This is a genomic window from Moraxella osloensis (genome assembly GCF_001553955.1).
GTDB lineage: Bacteria > Pseudomonadota > Gammaproteobacteria > Pseudomonadales > Moraxellaceae > Faucicola > Faucicola osloensis.
In genome coordinates this window covers 2,120,682-2,137,533 of sequence record NZ_CP014234.1, presented here as the reverse complement: position 1 = coordinate 2,137,533, position 16,852 = coordinate 2,120,682, and the positions used below count along the sequence as shown (strand labels likewise).

11 protein-coding genes are annotated in these 16,852 nt (G+C 44.1%); 8 read left to right on the top strand and 3 right to left on the bottom strand.

The features are described 5' to 3' along the window. Positions 1-136 precede the first annotated feature (136 nt). Positions 137-1,720: an alkyl hydroperoxide reductase subunit F gene (gene ahpF / locus AXE82_RS09420; protein WP_062334035.1), complete on the bottom strand. Its 1,584-nt coding sequence runs from the start codon at positions 1,718-1,720 to the stop codon at positions 137-139. 338 nt (positions 1,721-2,058) lie between these two features. On the opposite strand from ahpF, the gene AXE82_RS09415 reads away from it, so the two are divergent. Continuing rightward, entirely contained in the window at positions 2,059-2,283 is a 225-nt protein-coding gene (locus AXE82_RS09415; RefSeq protein WP_062334032.1) for an HP1242/YdcH family protein, read from the top strand. A 165-nt stretch (positions 2,284-2,448) separates the two neighbouring features. Here AXE82_RS09415 and cytX read toward each other — a convergent pair whose 3' ends face one another. Together cytX and ahpC are read right to left on the bottom strand one after the other, a co-directional pair. Then, positions 2,449-3,648: a putative hydroxymethylpyrimidine transporter CytX gene (cytX, locus tag AXE82_RS09410; protein WP_062334029.1), complete on the bottom strand. Its 1,200-nt coding sequence runs from the start codon at positions 3,646-3,648 to the stop codon at positions 2,449-2,451. 138 nt (positions 3,649-3,786) lie between these two features. Beyond that, entirely contained in the window at positions 3,787-4,353 is a 567-nt protein-coding gene (gene ahpC / locus AXE82_RS09405) for an alkyl hydroperoxide reductase subunit C (protein WP_007116426.1), read from the bottom strand. A gap of 570 nt (positions 4,354-4,923) precedes the next feature. Here ahpC and AXE82_RS09400 point away from each other — a divergent pair. From AXE82_RS09400 to phaC, 7 genes are all read left to right on the top strand, one after another. Further along, positions 4,924-5,907 carry a hydrogen peroxide-inducible genes activator gene (locus AXE82_RS09400; protein WP_062334026.1) on the top strand — a complete coding sequence of 328 codons (984 nt, stop codon included), beginning with the start codon at positions 4,924-4,926 and terminating at the stop codon, positions 5,905-5,907. Between the two features lie 6 nt (positions 5,908-5,913). After that, positions 5,914-7,437 (top strand): exonuclease SbcCD subunit D C-terminal domain-containing protein, encoded by a 1,524-nt coding sequence (locus tag AXE82_RS09395; protein WP_062334023.1) that lies wholly within the window; start codon positions 5,914-5,916, stop codon positions 7,435-7,437. Beyond that, positions 7,434-11,219, top strand: coding sequence for an AAA family ATPase (locus AXE82_RS09390; RefSeq protein WP_062334020.1), 3,786 nt, complete (start codon positions 7,434-7,436; stop codon positions 11,217-11,219). The genes AXE82_RS09395 and AXE82_RS09390 overlap by 4 nt, the downstream gene beginning before the upstream one ends. 206 nt (positions 11,220-11,425) lie before the next feature. Then, positions 11,426-12,340, top strand: a complete 915-nt coding sequence (locus AXE82_RS09385) for a bifunctional enoyl-CoA hydratase/phosphate acetyltransferase (RefSeq protein ID WP_062334017.1) — start codon at positions 11,426-11,428, stop codon at positions 12,338-12,340. A 40-nt stretch (positions 12,341-12,380) separates the two neighbouring features. Continuing rightward, complete coding sequence (locus tag AXE82_RS09380) at positions 12,381-13,610, top strand: acetate/propionate family kinase (protein ID WP_167541440.1); 1,230 nt, start codon at positions 12,381-12,383, stop codon at positions 13,608-13,610. Between the two features lie 310 nt (positions 13,611-13,920). Further along, on the top strand, positions 13,921-14,511 hold the full coding sequence (locus tag AXE82_RS09375; protein WP_062334010.1) for a phasin family protein: 591 nt from the start codon (positions 13,921-13,923) through the stop codon (positions 14,509-14,511). Between the two features lie 199 nt (positions 14,512-14,710). Beyond that, entirely contained in the window at positions 14,711-16,783 is a 2,073-nt protein-coding gene (gene phaC, locus AXE82_RS09370; protein WP_062334007.1) for a class I poly(R)-hydroxyalkanoic acid synthase, read from the top strand. Positions 16,784-16,852: the final 69 nt, after the last annotated feature.

The window sequence follows — 16,852 nt, the reverse complement described above, 5'->3', positions numbered from 1 at the left end:
GTAGTATGCCTACCTCGCCAATATACACTGACAAGGCAACACCATATTACCCGCCAAAAAAAGTTACCCGCAAAAAAAAAGCCAAACGTCATAGTTTGGCTTTTTTTGAAAAATAACTAAAAAAACAGGTGAAAAATTATTGCAACATGAGGTATTCAAACGCACTGAGTGCCGCTTTACTACCTTCGCCCATCGCAATATTAATTTGCTTAAACGGTACGGTAGTGACATCACCACAGGCAAAAATTCCGGGTTTGTTGGTTTGGCATTTCTCATTGATTTCGATTTCACCAAATTTGGTCACCTGTACCAAATCTTTGACCACTTCCGAGTTTGGCACCAGTCCGATTTGCACAAAGATAGCAGATAATGGCAATTCTTTGTTTTCACCGGTGGTACGGTCTTGGTAAATTAGCGAACTGACTTTACCATCAGTTGCTTTAATCTCTTGGCTCGCTACACTTGTCATGATATCGATATTATCGCGCTCTTTGGCTTTATCAATCAATACTTGGTCTGCTTTGAGCGTGTCAGCAAATTCTAACACTGTCACGTGTTTGACAATGCCTGCCAAGTCAATTGCCGCTTCAATCCCTGAGTTACCGCCGCCCACAACTGCCACGTCTTTGCCTTTAAAGAACGGACCATCACAGTGCGGACAATATGCGACGCCACTACCGATATTTTCGTCTTCACCTTTGATGTTAAGCTTACGCCATTTTGCCCCCGTCGCTACGATAATCGCACGAGTGCCAAAACTTTCACCGGTATTCAAGGTAATTTGGTAGGTTGGCTTATCCTCGCCTTGCTCATTCATTTGTGCAGAATTTTCGCTGATGGATGTCACGCTTACCATTTCTTTGACCGTGATACTATAAGCGGCAATATGTTTGACAAAATTGGCAGATAATTCATTACCATTGGTCAACGGGATTGAAATCAAGTTTTCGATATCTTGGGTATCTTTCACTTGCCCACCGATACGATCAGCCACCATGGTCACTTTTAAGCCTTTACGTGCCACATAAATGGCTGCCGCTACGCCCGCAGGTCCGCCACCGATGATGGTTACATCTTGCTGCTCAAGCTGTTCGGCTGCTGCTGCACCACTCATCAAATCTGGATATTGCTGTTGCAGTTTCTCAATGAGTTTGGCAGTGTCAATTTTACCATTGGCAAAAGGTTTACCATTTAAATATACCGCAGGTACGCCTTGGATATTGCGCTCGTTAATCATGTCTTGGAACACACCACCATCAATCATTTCATTGCTGATGTTGTCGTTCAATAACGCAAATTGGTTCAGCGCTTGTACCACGTCTGGACAGTTGTGGCAAGACAATGAGACGAAAGTTTCAAATTTTAGCGGCTGTTTAATCGCCTTAATAATATTTTGAATACCTGGGTCAAGTTTGATTTCACTACCACCTGATTGTAAAATCGCCAAAATCAATGAGGTAAATTCGTGACCACCTGGAATACCACTAAAAATGATACCTGTATCTTTGTCTTGGCTACGGATTTTAAAACTCATCGGTGATAGATTGGCATCGAATTGTTGACTCAAACGAATCTTGTCAGTGGTTCCTGCAATTTGGGTCAAAAAATCCACCAGTTCAGCGCGCTGTTCATGTTCACCCTCACCCAACACAAACTCAATCGGGCGAGTCATACGTTCGCTATAACTTTTTACTGCATCTAATAAACCTTGATCTAACATGGTAGTTTCCTTCTAGTTATTGGGTAAGTCATTGTGTTAACCTTATTATTGTGATTTTTGTGGGCTTTGACAATGTGAGAAAGTTGATAGCTATGTTTTAAAAAACAAAACGTTTATTATTTTATATAACAAAATATTAATACATAAATTACTTAAGTGCATTGATAGTATGGCTTTTGCCCCCTCACCAATTGTTACCGATTAGCGTATAGTCAACCATGCGATTTTTAGTTACAATGCTAATAAGACAAATGCAATATATTAACTCAATCAAATTTGTCTTATGTGTTGACCCCTTTGCATTATTTTTCACATACAACCAAAGAAAGGAAAGAACTATGTTTCCAGAACATCGCGAACTTATTAGCAAACTAAAAACTTCTGATAAACACTTTGAAAAATTATTTGATAAACACAATGACTTAGATGCTCAAATCATTAACCTAGAAAAAGATCCTGTTGCAGCAGGCAGCCGTGACGACGAAATTGAAGCATTAAAAAAACAAAAACTGCAATTAAAAGATGAAATCTATAAAATCTTAGAAGACAATAAAAATAAATAAGTTCTAAGCTAAATTTAAGCTAAATTCGATTTTTTTGATTAAAGCCCTGTTCGTTGTGACAGGGCTTTTGCTATTGATAGCAAGTGTAAGGCTTAAATCAACCAATTAGCCCTACTATGAAAAAAATTGGACTGTAAAAAATTGACGTAAGCGTGGCTGACGGCATTATTTTTTTGGGACTACATTAACCAAGAAGCATAACAGCATCGTCACCATAATCACCGGCAAGGTATTGCCGATATCAAGTGGATGGGCAAGCCAATAACGGTACAAGCAAAAACCAATCGCCCAAACAATCAAATTTTTGACATTAAAACGCTGTTTGATACCGGTATTTTTTAAAATAAAAAAGTCCACAATTTGAATGGCTGCCATTGGCGCAAAAACTGAGCCTAAAAAGTATAAAAATTCAGTGATATCATCCATGGGAAACAACATAGCTGCGATAGTACAGATGAGGGTAATGCCAATTGCCAAGCCTTTTTCTGGAAGTTTTTGCCACAGCGAGACACCCGACACGCCTGCCGAGTACGCATCCAAAAACGTGGTTGTCACCGTCGCGAGCACAATCAACAATAACCCAGTCATGCCCAATCCAAGCTGTAACAGCATTTGGGCAAAATCTGAGGTTTGGGTATACAACGCCATGCCCAGTCCAATCGCATACATCCACGCACTCATCACCCCATAGCTCACGGTGCTCACAAGTGTCGCTTGCAAAGGTCTTTGCGCATTGCGAGTATAATCACTCACCAGTGGCAACCATGATAATGGCATAATGACCGCGAGCTCCACCGCTGCCCCAAAGCTCATTGCTGCTGCCACGTCTTTTGTCGCTGCCACATCCCCAGCGCCTAACTTAAATAATTTAAACGACAAAATAAGTGTTAAAATAAACAACCCAGCTACCGCCAACGCATTGATTTTGCCAAAGAAGCGGTTGCCCATCCACAGCCACAGCACAATCAGCGCACCAATCACACCACACCAGGCCGCTTGTCCGATAGCCCAAATCCCATTGACTGCCAATGCCCCATCATAAATCATGATGGCTGTCCAACCGACCAATTGCACAAGATTTAGCAAAGCAAAAAGCATCCCACCATGAAAACCAAAACTACCCTTCACTGTTTCCATGGCACTTTTGCGTTGGGTTGCCCCAATATAGCCGACTAGAAAAAATAGCAAACCACCAATCATATGCCCAATGACGATGGCTAACAAGCCACGCTCCCACCCCAACGGCGCAAGGTAGGTGCCCGTCAAAATCTCAGCGATTGACACAGCTGCCCCTGCCCACAGCAAAGCGTAATGGCCACTTGTGGTCTGACTGCGAGTTTGGTGGGTGGTTTGTGCGCTATCCATGGTTATTTTCTCAAGCTTCAAAGAAGCTGATTTTATCATTTTTAACAACAGTAGTTGAATAAAAAAACCCCAAATCTTTCAATTTGAGGTTTTTAATTTTATTTAATTGTCAGTCAATGAAACATTTGACCATCAAGATTAGATTTTACCTACTAAATCTAGGCTTGGTTTTAAGGTTTCTTTACCTTTTTCCCATGCCGCTGGACATACTTCACCGTCGTTGTCACGCACGTATTGAGCGGCTTGGATTTTACGGATTAAGTCTTTGGCAGAACGACCGATACCTAAGTCATGAATTTCTGCCACTTTGATTTTACCGTCTGGGTCTACCAAGAAAGTACCACGAAGGGCAGCGTTGTCTTCTTCAATCATCACGTTAAAGCCGCGAGTGATTTTACCAGTACCATCGCCAAGCATTGGGTATTTTACTTTAGCGATTGCAGGTGACGCATCTGCCCATGCTTTGTGTACAAAATGGGTGTCTGTCGATACTGCATAGACTTCTACGCCTAATGCTTTGATTTCTTCGTAATGGTCTGCCATGTCTTCAAGTTCAGTTGGGCAAACAAAGGTAAAGTCATGTGGGTAGAAGAAAAACACTGCCCATTTGCCTTTAACGTCATCTGATGAGATTTCTTTGAATTCACCATTCACATATGCTTGGGTTTTGAATTCTGGAATGGTTTGGTTGATAATTGCAGCCATGGATTTTTCCTTATATAAGCTATTGTTGTGATTAAAATTTAGCAACATCACCATTTGGCAAAGCCAAATCAGTGAGTGCTATATTGATAACACAAATTTGATGTCATTGGCAACCCAGCTTTTTAGGCTCCTAGCTTTTTGGGCTATAGTCGGTTGCTGTTTTTTACACATCAAACGTCGTTATCGATGGGTTTATCTTAATACAATTTAAAATTCAGTCTATTTTAAAGTTTTTAATTGATTGATTAAATTTTTAAATTAACCTTGAGGGTTTTGTCTTGTAGTTTCAATCTTTAGGCTATCTTGTAATTATTTTGAAAGGCTCGATAATGAGTTTACTGTCAAGACCAAATTAATGATAGATTAAAAAAGATTCCCCTCGTAAAAGCACACAAAAATGGTAAACTAAATTTAAAATGATTCGGTTCATTGAGGTTTTTAGCAGGCATCTTTTGCGTGTTTTTTGCTAGGGTAGCCGTCAGTTTTTTTACCTTTTTATCTTTTTATTTATCTTTAACTAAAACGCGTTAGCGAAGATTGTACGCTATTTTAAAGGTTAAAATCCAAACCATGATTACATTACGACAATTAGAATTTGCATTGGCAGTTGCCAAATACAAGCATTTTAAACGGGCAGCAGAAGAGTGTAATATCTCACAATCTGCTTTAAGCTTGGGGATTGCCGAGCTGGAAAAACAGCTTGATACCCAAATTTTTGAGCGTAACAACAAACAAGTGCTAATCACCCCGATTGGGGAGGAAATTCTTGAGCGAGCCTCGCGGATATTTGCCGAAGTCAATGATTTGGTGACCCGCGCCCAGACGCACCAAACCCCACTCGCCTATCCGATGACGATTGGTATCATCCCAACCATTGCGCCGTTTTTGCTGCCCAAGGTATTGCCGCTACTGCGCCAACAATTCCCACAGTTTCAGCTCAATGTGGTAGAGGAACAAACTGAGCGACTGCTTGAAAAAGTCCGTTACGGCGCGATTGATACCGCCATTATTGCGCTGCCTTACAACACTGACGGCATGCTATCATTTGAGTTTTGGTCAGAGACGTTTTTGGCGGTATTTGCTAAAGACAGTAAACACGCCAACTTACCCAGCATCAATGCTGATGAGTTAGCCAACAGTAACTTGATGCTGCTAGGCGAAGGACATTGTTTGACCGATCATGCGCTATCGGTATGTCACCTCGATAAAAGCCGCGTCAAACACGCCTTTAGTGAAGCAAGCCTGCATACGTTGATTCAAATGGCTATCAGCGGTATGGGCACCACGCTAGTGCCGCAAATGGCAGCTGGGCAAGTGCGCCAGCAAACTGACAATGTGTCGTTAGTGCCGCTCAATGAAGCTGGTCCGCATCGCCGCTTGGCGTTTGTCACCCGTCTCAACTATGCACGGGTCGATGATGTGAATCTATTGGGTCGCTTGTTTGCCCAAGGGTTACACGATAGCGAATTGGCGTCTGCGCCAGCTACCCCATCTACCCCATCTACCTTAGACGCTGAGCCCATGACTTCAGCGAAGCCCGCCACAGAGGCATAATTTTTTATGCTCACTTTATTACATACATCAGATTGGCATTTGGGGCGTAGGCTTTATGGTAAGCCACGCTATGATGAGTTTAAGCAGTTTTTAGACTGGCAGTTACAGACGCTGCGTGAGCAAAAAGTCGATGTGCTATTGATTGCAGGGGATATTTTTGATACCACCGCACCCAGCAACCAAGCGCAAAATTTATATTATGATTTTTTAAGTCAAGTTTGCCATACCGATTGCCGCCATGTGATTATCGTAGCGGGCAATCATGATTCAGCCAGTTTTTTGGAGGCGCCCAAACAGCTACTCAAAGCCTTTAACATCCATATCATCGGTAGTATGACAGATACGCCGACTGACGAAGTGATTACGTTATCAGATAAATCGGGGCAACCTGAGCTCATTGTCATGGCTGTGCCCTACTTGCGTGACCGTGATGTACGAACCGTGGGGCATGGCGAACGCCTTGATGATAAAGAACGCAAACTTGCCCAAGGCATCAAAGCCCATTATGCACAGATTGCCGATATTGCCATTGCGCAACAAGCGCAGCTGCAAGCCAAATATAAGCGTACCATTCCGATTGTGGCAACGGGGCATTTATTTACCGTCGGCGGGCAAACGATGGAAGGCGATGGGGTGCGTGATTTGTATGTCGGGTCACTCGGTAGTATCGGTGCTGAGATTTTTCACCCACAGATTGACTATGTGGCGCTTGGGCATTTGCATATCCCGCAAGCGGTTGGCGGACAACCACACATCCGTTACGCTGGTTCACCCATTGCCATGGGTTTTGGTGAAAGTCGCCAGCAAAAACAAGTGCATTTGCTGCGATTTGATGCCAACCCTGACTTACTGTCTCAGCCATTACAAACTTTAACCATTCAAAAAAAACCGCTTGTCTCTGCGCCAACCCCTGTCAACAAACGCAAAAGGATGAGCCATACGTCGATGGATTTATTTGCGGATGAAGCGTTGCCTGAATCATCCATGCTTGGAGTGATAAATGCAGAGGCTGAGATTAACGCAGAGGTTGATGCACAAGCGAGCCATGAAGCACAGTATGATACGCCCAGTGATCATCTAAACGGGCAGCTTAGTGGACAGCCTTACAATATAGCCAAGCTTAGCGATACTACCCTCCTGCAATCGCTGCCTGTTCCTGTGTTCCAACCCATCCAAACGCTCAAAGGTGATTGGCAAACCATCAAAACCCGCTTACACAGCCTAAAAAAATCCCAACAATCGGTTTGGCTTGAAGTGGTGTATGACGGGCAAGAAGTCGTGGGTGATTTATCAGAAAAAATTGCAGAACTGGTTAAAGACGCTAGGCTTGAAGTACTACGCATCAAAAATCAGCAAAAACGCGATCAGGTGATGCAAAGCCAGCGCATGGATGAGTCACTTGAAGAGTTAAACCCGACACAAGTGTTTGAACGCTGCCTAATTGCCCATCAAGTGCTAGAAGAACAAAAACCCATGTTATGGTCAAGATATACTGAAGTGCTTGAAAGCTTGCAAGGGGGGCAGCAATGAGAATCTTAAAGCTACGCTTTCAAAACCTTAATTCATTGCAAGGCGAATGGGAAATTGACTTTCGCCATGCCGCCTATGCCGATGAAGGTATTTTTGCCATCACAGGCTCGACAGGGGCGGGTAAAAGCACCATTTTAGATGCCATTTGTCTTGCCTTATACGGTGCGACGCCACGCTTGGGTGAGATTACCCAAAGCAAAAATGACCTCATGTCACGCCATACCGGCGAATGTCGAAGCGAAGTAATTTTTGCCACCAAAAGTGGCAGTTATCGCTGTACTTGGCTACAAAAGCGCGCTAGAAAAAACCCCGAAGGCAATTTGCAATCACCAATGCACGAAATCGCCCCTTTTACCGATGACGCTGCAAATTTACCACCGCTTGAAACCCAAACCAGAAAAACTAGAAAACTGGTCGCTGAATTCACCGGCATGGATTTTGACCGTTTTACCCGTGCCATGTTACTGGCGCAAGGCAGTTTTGCCGCTTTTTTGCAAGCCAATAGCGATGAGCGCTCCAATCTGCTCGAGGAAATCACCGGCACCGAAATCTATGGCGATATCTCAAAAAAAGTACACGAGTTTAAAACCCAATCAGACGCTGAACTTAAGACCCTCACGGATCGCTTATCAGGCATGACGGTGTTATCTGATGAAGAAGTACAAAGCCTAACCTCACAAAAAAACGCCTTGGTGGACATCGTCAATCAAACCAAAACCGCCATGACTAAAATCGAGTCTGATAAGCTATGGCGACAAAACCTTGACGCATACACGCACCAAATCCATAAGCTTGAGCATGAAGCACGCGACATTGCCGAGCAAGAAACCCAATTTGCCCCACAAAAAACCCGACTACAGCGCGCACTAAAAGCCCTTGAAGTGTCGGGTGATATTAAAAAACTTGATTATCAGCGTGATTTGTTGAGCGCACAACTCAGTGATCTTGCCAGTTATGAGCACCAGCTACCCACTGCCGAACACAATTACCAACTTGCTCAAAAAAACCAAGATGAGCGTCAAGCACAAGCCCAGCAAACCGAAACCGACTGGCAACAAGCCCAACCGTTATTAAACCAAGTGCGCAAGCTTGACACTACCCTTGGGCAAAAAAATCAGTACGCCCAAGAAATTGCGCAGCAGTTGTCACAGCTTAGTGAGCAATTGGCGCATAATGCCCAAAGCATTGATAGTCAGCAGCAGCAGCTTGTTAGCCAGCAAGTAGAGCGTGAACAGCTTATTCAAGCGCAGCAGCAAATCCCCCATGCAACAACCTTGCCTCAAACATTGGCCTCTCTCACCCAGCTACAAGAAACTAGCCAAACACTCAGTGAACAATTGCAGGCATTCGCCAGCCAGCAGCAGCAGTTACAAGGTGAGTTTAAGCGCAATGAGCAGCAAGCCTGCGGTCTAAAATCTCAGCTTACGCAGTTGCAATCACAAATTTCTCAGCATCGACAAAACTTAGACAGCCAAACCAGTCAATTATATCATCTGACACAAGGGCTGTCGGCGGCGGCATTGCACCAGCAGGTTGAAACTTATTGGCAAACCGACCAGCAGCTTGCCGCCATGCAAAGCGATGTACAGACTTGGCAAACCAACCTACAACACTATCAGCAATTTGTGCATCAGTTAGCCGATGGTCAAACTCAACTGGCTCAGATTGCTAGCCAACGACTAACTAGCGAGCAGCAGCAACAAGCCGCCGAGCAAACCGTCGATTTGTTAAATCGCAACTTAATTTTATTGGCAAAAATTCAAGATTTGACCGAGGAGCGCGATAAATTACGCCACGGCGAACCTTGCCCGCTGTGTGGATCAACCGCCCATCCTTTCGCCACCCATCAGCCCTACACACCTGATGATACAGAGCAACAATTAGCGATTGCCAAACAACGGCTTGATGACATCAATCGCCAATTACAGCAATTATTGCTTAAAGAACATGCACTCACAAATAACCAGCAACAGCGCAATGAGCATTTGCAGCACTTAAAGGCACACAATCAACGTTTATTAAATCAATTACAGCTTGCCAGCCAACACCTTATACATGCTCAGCCCGTACAACAGGCAATTGAAGCATTGCCGTCCGTTACAGCCTCTAACGCTGATGACGATATAGCCCACCAAGTCCTTCAAACATTGACGACGCTAATCCAGACTGAAAAAACCAACAATCAGCAATCTTTGGTAGCACTGCAAGAGTCACTGACGCAAATCGAAGCCGTACAATCAGAGCAGCAGCAAACCCAGCAGCGATTAGCCACATTAACCGAGCAATACCATGAGGTTTTGCAGCAACAAACCATGCTACAAAATCAGCAGCAACATCGTCAAGACAGAATCCGCGATATTGATGCCCAGCAATTGGTTATCGCCGAGAAACAACATCAATTAATGCAGCGCATTGACAAGTTGCTGATGCCGTTTGCAACGCGCGAGCACACTTTTAGTTTTAATACCACACAGGATGTCAATGCCCAATTAAATCAGCATATCGATACTCTTTCACAACTTTTACAGCGCTATCAAGGATTAGAAACTAAGCTTAGCTATATCAATGACACCATCACAGGGATTGAGCAAGCGCTCACCCGATTGCTGGCAGACCAGCAACATCTAACCCAAAATCAACACCAAGTCCGTCAGCGACAGCAAGCGCTGGCGCAAGAGATTAGCGAGCTACAGGCGCAGCGATACGCCTTGTTTGGCGAACAAGCGGTAGACATCGTCTCTCACGCATTAGTCCAAGCAAAAAATCAGGCTTTGCATGATTATCAAACCAGCCAAACCGCCTTTCATGAGCAACTAAGTCAGCTGCAGATTTTGCAACAACAAATCGCATCTTTGACCACTAGCACCACCCAACTAAAAACTGCCCAGCAAACGCTACAAGCCGATATTCAGCAGCGTTTTGCGACATTGGGTTTTGTGGATGACGCCGATTATCGCGCTGCGGTGTTGGTGGATACCGAGCGGGAACGCTTACAACAGCTTGCCAATCAACTCCATGATAGCCAGCAGCGCAATAATAACCTACTGTCTGAAGCCAAACGCATACAGCAGCAGTTACTCGACCATCCCCAAACTGCGCTATCAGTTGAACAATTGCTCGATGCGCTTGGGCAATTGCAACAGCAATTTAGTGAGCAGCAAAAACAATTGGGCGCCGTTGAACAGCAGCTAGCAGCCAATGAAGCCCTTAAACAAAATCAGCAGCAACTATTAGATGCCATCAACCAACAGCGCAACCATACCGAAGAATGGAAGGTATTGCATCAGTTGATTGGTTCAAGCGATGGCAAAAAATTCCGTAACTTTGCCCAAGGCTTGACCTTTAATATCATGGTTGCCCATGCCAATGAACAGCTCAAAAAAATGAGCGACCGTTATTTGCTGATAGCTGATAGCGAGCAGCCCTTGATGCTCAACGTGATGGACAATTACCAAGGCGGGCAAATCCGCACCAGTAAAAATCTATCAGGCGGCGAGAGTTTTATTATCAGCTTGTCGCTTGCATTGGGACTGTCAAATATGGCCAGTCACCGCATGCAAGTAGATTCACTGTTTTTGGATGAAGGCTTTGGTACGCTCGATGAAGAAGCACTCGATGTAGCGCTTGACACCCTAACCAACCTACAACAATCGGGCAAGCTAATTGGCGTGATTTCCCATATTCAGGCGCTAAAAGATAGAATCAGTAGTCAAATCCAAGTAGTGCCGCAAACAGGGGGCATCAGTAAAATTATCGGTGCCGGTATTACCAAGATTAGTTGACGCAGGCTAGGTTTGGTTAAGCCAAATTAAGTTAAGTTAAGTTAAGTTAAGCTAATAAGTTAAGCGGCGCGGCAAAACCATCATAACAACCGATTCATCTTGCTGTCATGTCATGGGTTCATACTGTTTTATGTCAATCTTTACCGCTCGCTTAATCAAAATCTAAGTACCCAGTGTTATTTATGTCAACTCATAAGGGCAACACGATGTTAACCAAACTTTCGCAGCTTTTAGAGAAAGGGCGCTTTGTTTCCCCTGTCCCTGCCGTGGTGGTGCACCCTACTACCGATATCATTTTGCAATCTTGTATTCAAGCACATAAGCACCACATCATCACCCCGATTTTGGTCGGTCCAAAACACAAAATCGAAAAAGCCGCTACTGACGCCAATTTAGATATTTCAGGCTTTATGTTGGTGGATGCTGAGCATAGCCATGACGCAGTTGAAATCGCCGCAAAAATGGTTCGTGAACAGCAAGCCGACTTTATCATCAAAGGTTCGGTGCATACCGATGAGTTAATGGGTGTCTTGGTCGATAAAACCCAAAATCTACGCACCGAGCGCCGTATGAGCCATGTGTGGTTAATGGAAAGTCCCACGTATCACAAGCTTTTGACCTTGACCGATTGCGCACTTAACGTGGTGCCAGATTTGCTGACCAAAAAAGACATTTTGCAAAATGCGATTGATTTTGCGCACGCGCTCGACATTGAGCAGCCTAAAGTAGCCATCTTGGCAGCGGTTGAAGAAGTCAAACCACAAATGCAATCGACCATTGATGCTGCGGCGTTATGCAAAATGGCAGACCGTGGTCAAATCACCGGCGCCTTGCTTGATGGACCACTAGCGTTTGACAATGCGATTAGCCAACAGTCTGCGGATATCAAACATATCCACTCCCCTGTCACCGGCGATGTCGATATTTTACTGGTACCTGACTTAGAAGCGGGCAATATGCTAGGTAAACAGTTAATTTATTTGGGTGAAGCCAAAGCCGCTGGTATTGTCATGGGTTCAAAAGTGCCGATTGTGTTGACCAGCCGTTCGGATGATGAACTCGACCGCCTGTATTCTATTGCCCTTGGCGCCTACGTTGCGCAAAAGCGTAAACAAGCTTGATGTTAATTCAGGTTACTTGAGATTAATTGAGATTACTAGCATGAACGATTCTGTAATGAGGCATACTGACTCGACTCACCCGATTGTGGTGACCTTTAACGTGGGTTCAGCGACTATCAAAATGGCGGCGTACGACACGGCTAAAGCAGTTGACTCATCCCCCCTTGCGTGGTCACCCTTGTTTGATGTCAATATCAACCTAAAAACCAAAAATAAAGTCTGGCACGCCATGCCACAATCTTTGGCTGACTGGGAACCCCAAGATAGCCTGACAGACACCGCGGTAAGCTTGTTTACTCGTGTCAAACAGACCTTTCCTGCGCGTGAGATTGTCTGTATCCACCGAGTGGTTCATGGGGGCAAACGCTATCATGTTCCTGTGGTGATTAACGAGACAGTGATGGCACATTTGGTGGAGTTATCACCGATATGTCCGCTACATCAGCCCCCTGCCCTATCTGTGGTCAACGCGCTGCAAGCCATTGATACAAAACTGGTGCACATCGCTGCCTTTGATACCGCGTTTCACTACCATCGCCCAGAGATTTGGTCTAGCTATGCGCTGCCAAAATCGCTGCGCGATCAGGGCGTGCGCTGTTATGGCTTTCATGGTTTATCGTATCAGGCGATTATGCGCAAACTTGAAACCTATCTCCCAAAGATTGCCAAAAAACGCTTAATCATCGCGCATTTGGGTAGTGGCTGTAGTATCACCGCGGTCGACAATGGCGAGTCAAAAGACAGTACCTTTGGCTTTAGTGGATTAGATGGCGTGCCAATGGGTACCCGTCCGGGTCATTTGGATTCTGGGGTGATTTTATATATGGTCGAGCAAGGTTGGACGCTCGAGCAAATGAACCAATGCCTATATAAAGAGTCGGGCTTGCTCGGTTTATCTGAAATTAGCAATGACGTGCGTGATTTGCTCGCTAGCGATGACCCACGCGCCAAATTTGCACTGGTGTATTTTGCCACGCATGCCGCCAAAGAAATCGCAAGCCTGATGGTTAGTATGAAAGGCTGTGATGCGCTTATCTTTACCGCAGGGATAGGTGAACAGTCAGCGATTATCCGTCAGATGATTGTCGAACAACTCGATTTTTTAGGTTTTAGTTTGGATGCGGATAAAAATATCGATGGCCGTATTGACGTTCCGATTTTACGAATCAACTCAGACGATGACAAACAAATTTATGTCATCTTGACCGATGAACAGCTCGAATTAGCTTTATCACTTGAGCATGCAATCACGATCGAAACTGATGCGTAAAAGCCACCAACTCTTTACTTATGTCCACAATAGCGCATCAGATATAACCGATTTTTATCTATTCCCTACTTTCATTGTAGGTTTGATTATGTTATTACAAATATTAACATAAATTATGATTGTTTTTTACTTTTAAGCGAGTAATAAGGTTTAATTTAGCATTTTTTCATGATATTGTAATATCAAGCAAACATACTATGCTTAAAGCTTATCACATTCATTTTAGTGATATTTTTGATTAAAAGATGGATTGTAATTTGGTGGTGTTTAAACCTTTCTTGTTTTTTCTGGTAGCCTAATGAGGTCAATTATGAACAACGATTTTATGGATAAAATGAAAGATAGTTCACGTCAACTGTATGCACCATGGTCACGCTTCAACCAAGCGATGTTACGAAATGCGGAAAAAATGACAGACTTTTCTTTAGAAACAATGCGTCATTACTCAGAAATGGGTTTGGAGCAACTTCGCAATGTTTCTTCTGTTGATTCTCCAGAAGCAGCTTCAAGCTTTAACCAAAAACAAACTGAACTGCTCAATCAATTGGGTCAAAAAATGTTGTCAGATGCACAACGTTTGACTGAGCTTGGCAATGAAATCCGTAATGAAGTCATGTCAGCGATGAACGAAATCTATAGCCAAAATGCATCAAGCATGCAAGATGCCATGCAAAGCGCCGCTAGCAACGCATCAAAAACGGCAGAAGACTTTAATCGCAAAGTAAACGAAAACATGCACAAAGCGGCAAACCAAATGTCAGAAGCGGTTAAGCAAACCACCCAAAACATAAATAAAGCTGCTTCTAGCGTGACAGCTGGGGCTACCCGAAATACTAATGATGTAGCACAAGATAGCGAAGCAACAAAACCCGCAGCAAAAACAACCCCTGCGACAAAATAATTAGTTTGGTGCATCGTAGTCGTTCTTAAGACTGTATCATTTATAAATAGCTATTTATGTTTTACCTAATAGATGAATAGCGGCTTATGAATCTATAAAAGTGGTGGATTAGACAGATGCCTAATCCACCATATTTTTAAGTAAGCGTGCATACTCACAGCGAATTCTTATCAAACACAGCATAATAACGGGACTTATCATGGCAGACAATAAAGACACCCAATATCAAGGAACAAACGCTAACTCAGCCAATGACAACAGCCAAAGTTCAGACAACACCAATAACAACCCTTTTGGCTATAACCCATTCGCCAATTTTCCCTTTGGCAATAATGCTTTTGGTAACAATGCTTTTGGCATACCTCAAAATCCGCTCGATTTTTTGAGTAAAAACAATCCATTTGCTCACATGGCCTCTAGTATTCCGCCTTACAATGCTGCGGTCGGTGAATTCTATAGCGAATTTTTTGGCAATATGACCAAACTGAGCCAACAAATTGCACAGCAATCGATGCGTGCCAACCAAGCGCCGCAGTACACCAATACCTCCGTCATGATGGATTTAATGGATGGCTGGCGTAAAATGGGTCAGATGGTGACCAATCACCCAGGCACGATGGTCGAAGATCAATTGCAGTTGTTTAGAGACCAAATGCACTTGTGGCAAAACACGCTACAACAATTTGCCGGTAAGAAAATCGAACCAGTGGCAAGCCCGGAAAAAGGCGACAAACGGTTTAGTGATGAAGAATGGGAAGACAATCCTATTTTTAACTTCTTAAAACAGTATTATTTATTAACTACCCAAGCGATGATGGATGCGATTGATGGCGTTGAAGGCATTGATGAAAAAACCCGTCAACGCTTGGCTTTTTTTACCCGCCAATGGATCAATGCGGTGGCCCCAACCAACTTCTTATTGACCAACCCTGAAGTACTACGTTTGACCATCGAAAGTCGGGGTCAAAATCTGGTTCAAGGTATGAAGCAGTTGGCTGAGGACATGGGTAATAGCGCTGATACACTCAATATCCGTATGACTGACCAGAGTGCGTTCCGGGTGGGTGAAAACATCGCCACCTCAAAAGGTAAAGTGGTATTTGAAAACCACATGATGCAGCTCATCCAGTATGACCCTTTAACCGAAAAAGTAAAACAACGTCCGTTGCTGATGGTGCCGCCTTGGATCAACAAATTCTACATCATGGACTTACGTGAGAACAACTCGTTTGTGCATTGGGCTGTCAAGGAAGGTCATACGGTTTATGTCATCTCTTGGGCGAACCCGACGCCTGAGTACAAAAATGTTGGCATGAGCACTTATATGAAAGACGGTGTGCTTGCGGCGATGGATCAAATTGAAGCCATCACGGGTGAAAAAACCATCAATATTACAGGTTACTGTATTGGGGGTATGTTGACCGCATTGACGTTAGGCTATCTTGCCGCGACCAAGCAAGAAAGCCGCATTGCCAGTGCGACACTTTGGGCGACTATTATTGACTTCTCAGATCCAGGTGATATCGGCGTCTTTATCGATGACAAAATCGTTGCGGCGATTGACAAGCAGAACGCCGAGAAAGGCGTGTTTGATGGACGAATGATGGGCGCGTCATTTAGCCTACTTCGTGAGAATAGCCTATACTGGAACTACTACGTACAAAACTACCTAAAAGGCGAACGCCCTGTACCTTTTGACTTGTTATACTGGAATTCAGACTGTACCAACGTGACCGCTGCGCTGCACCATTTTCTACTGCGTGAGTTCTATATCAACAACTTACTGCGTAAACCGGGCGGGGTTGAAATTGACGGCGTGAAAATTGACTTATCAAAAGTTAAAACTCCCGTGTTTATGGTCGCAACCTTGCAAGACCATATCGCAAAATGGAAAAGCTGTTACGCAGGCACGCAAGTATTTGGCGGTGAAAAAGTATTTGTGTTGGGGGAATCGGGTCATATTGCGGGTATCATGAACCCCCCAGGTAGTAAATATGGTTACTACACCAACGATAACTACCCTGCAGACCCCGACCAATGGTACAAAGACGCCACCTATGTTAAAGACACCTGGTGGACAAGATGGCATGACTGGATCAAACCATTTGAGGGCAACGAAATCAATGCCCGTGTCGTCGGTCAAAATAGCCAAGGTAAAGAAATCCCGACCTATGGCGATGCCCCAGGTAGCTATGTCACGGTCAAAGCGACTGAAGCCTTAACGGGTCATAACTTTGCAGAAGCTTACCGTTCACAATTACCACCGGTATAATATATCGTTATTACAACATCCCGTGATTGCCTAGCCTCTCACGGGCTTTTTATAAAATAGCCAAATCTC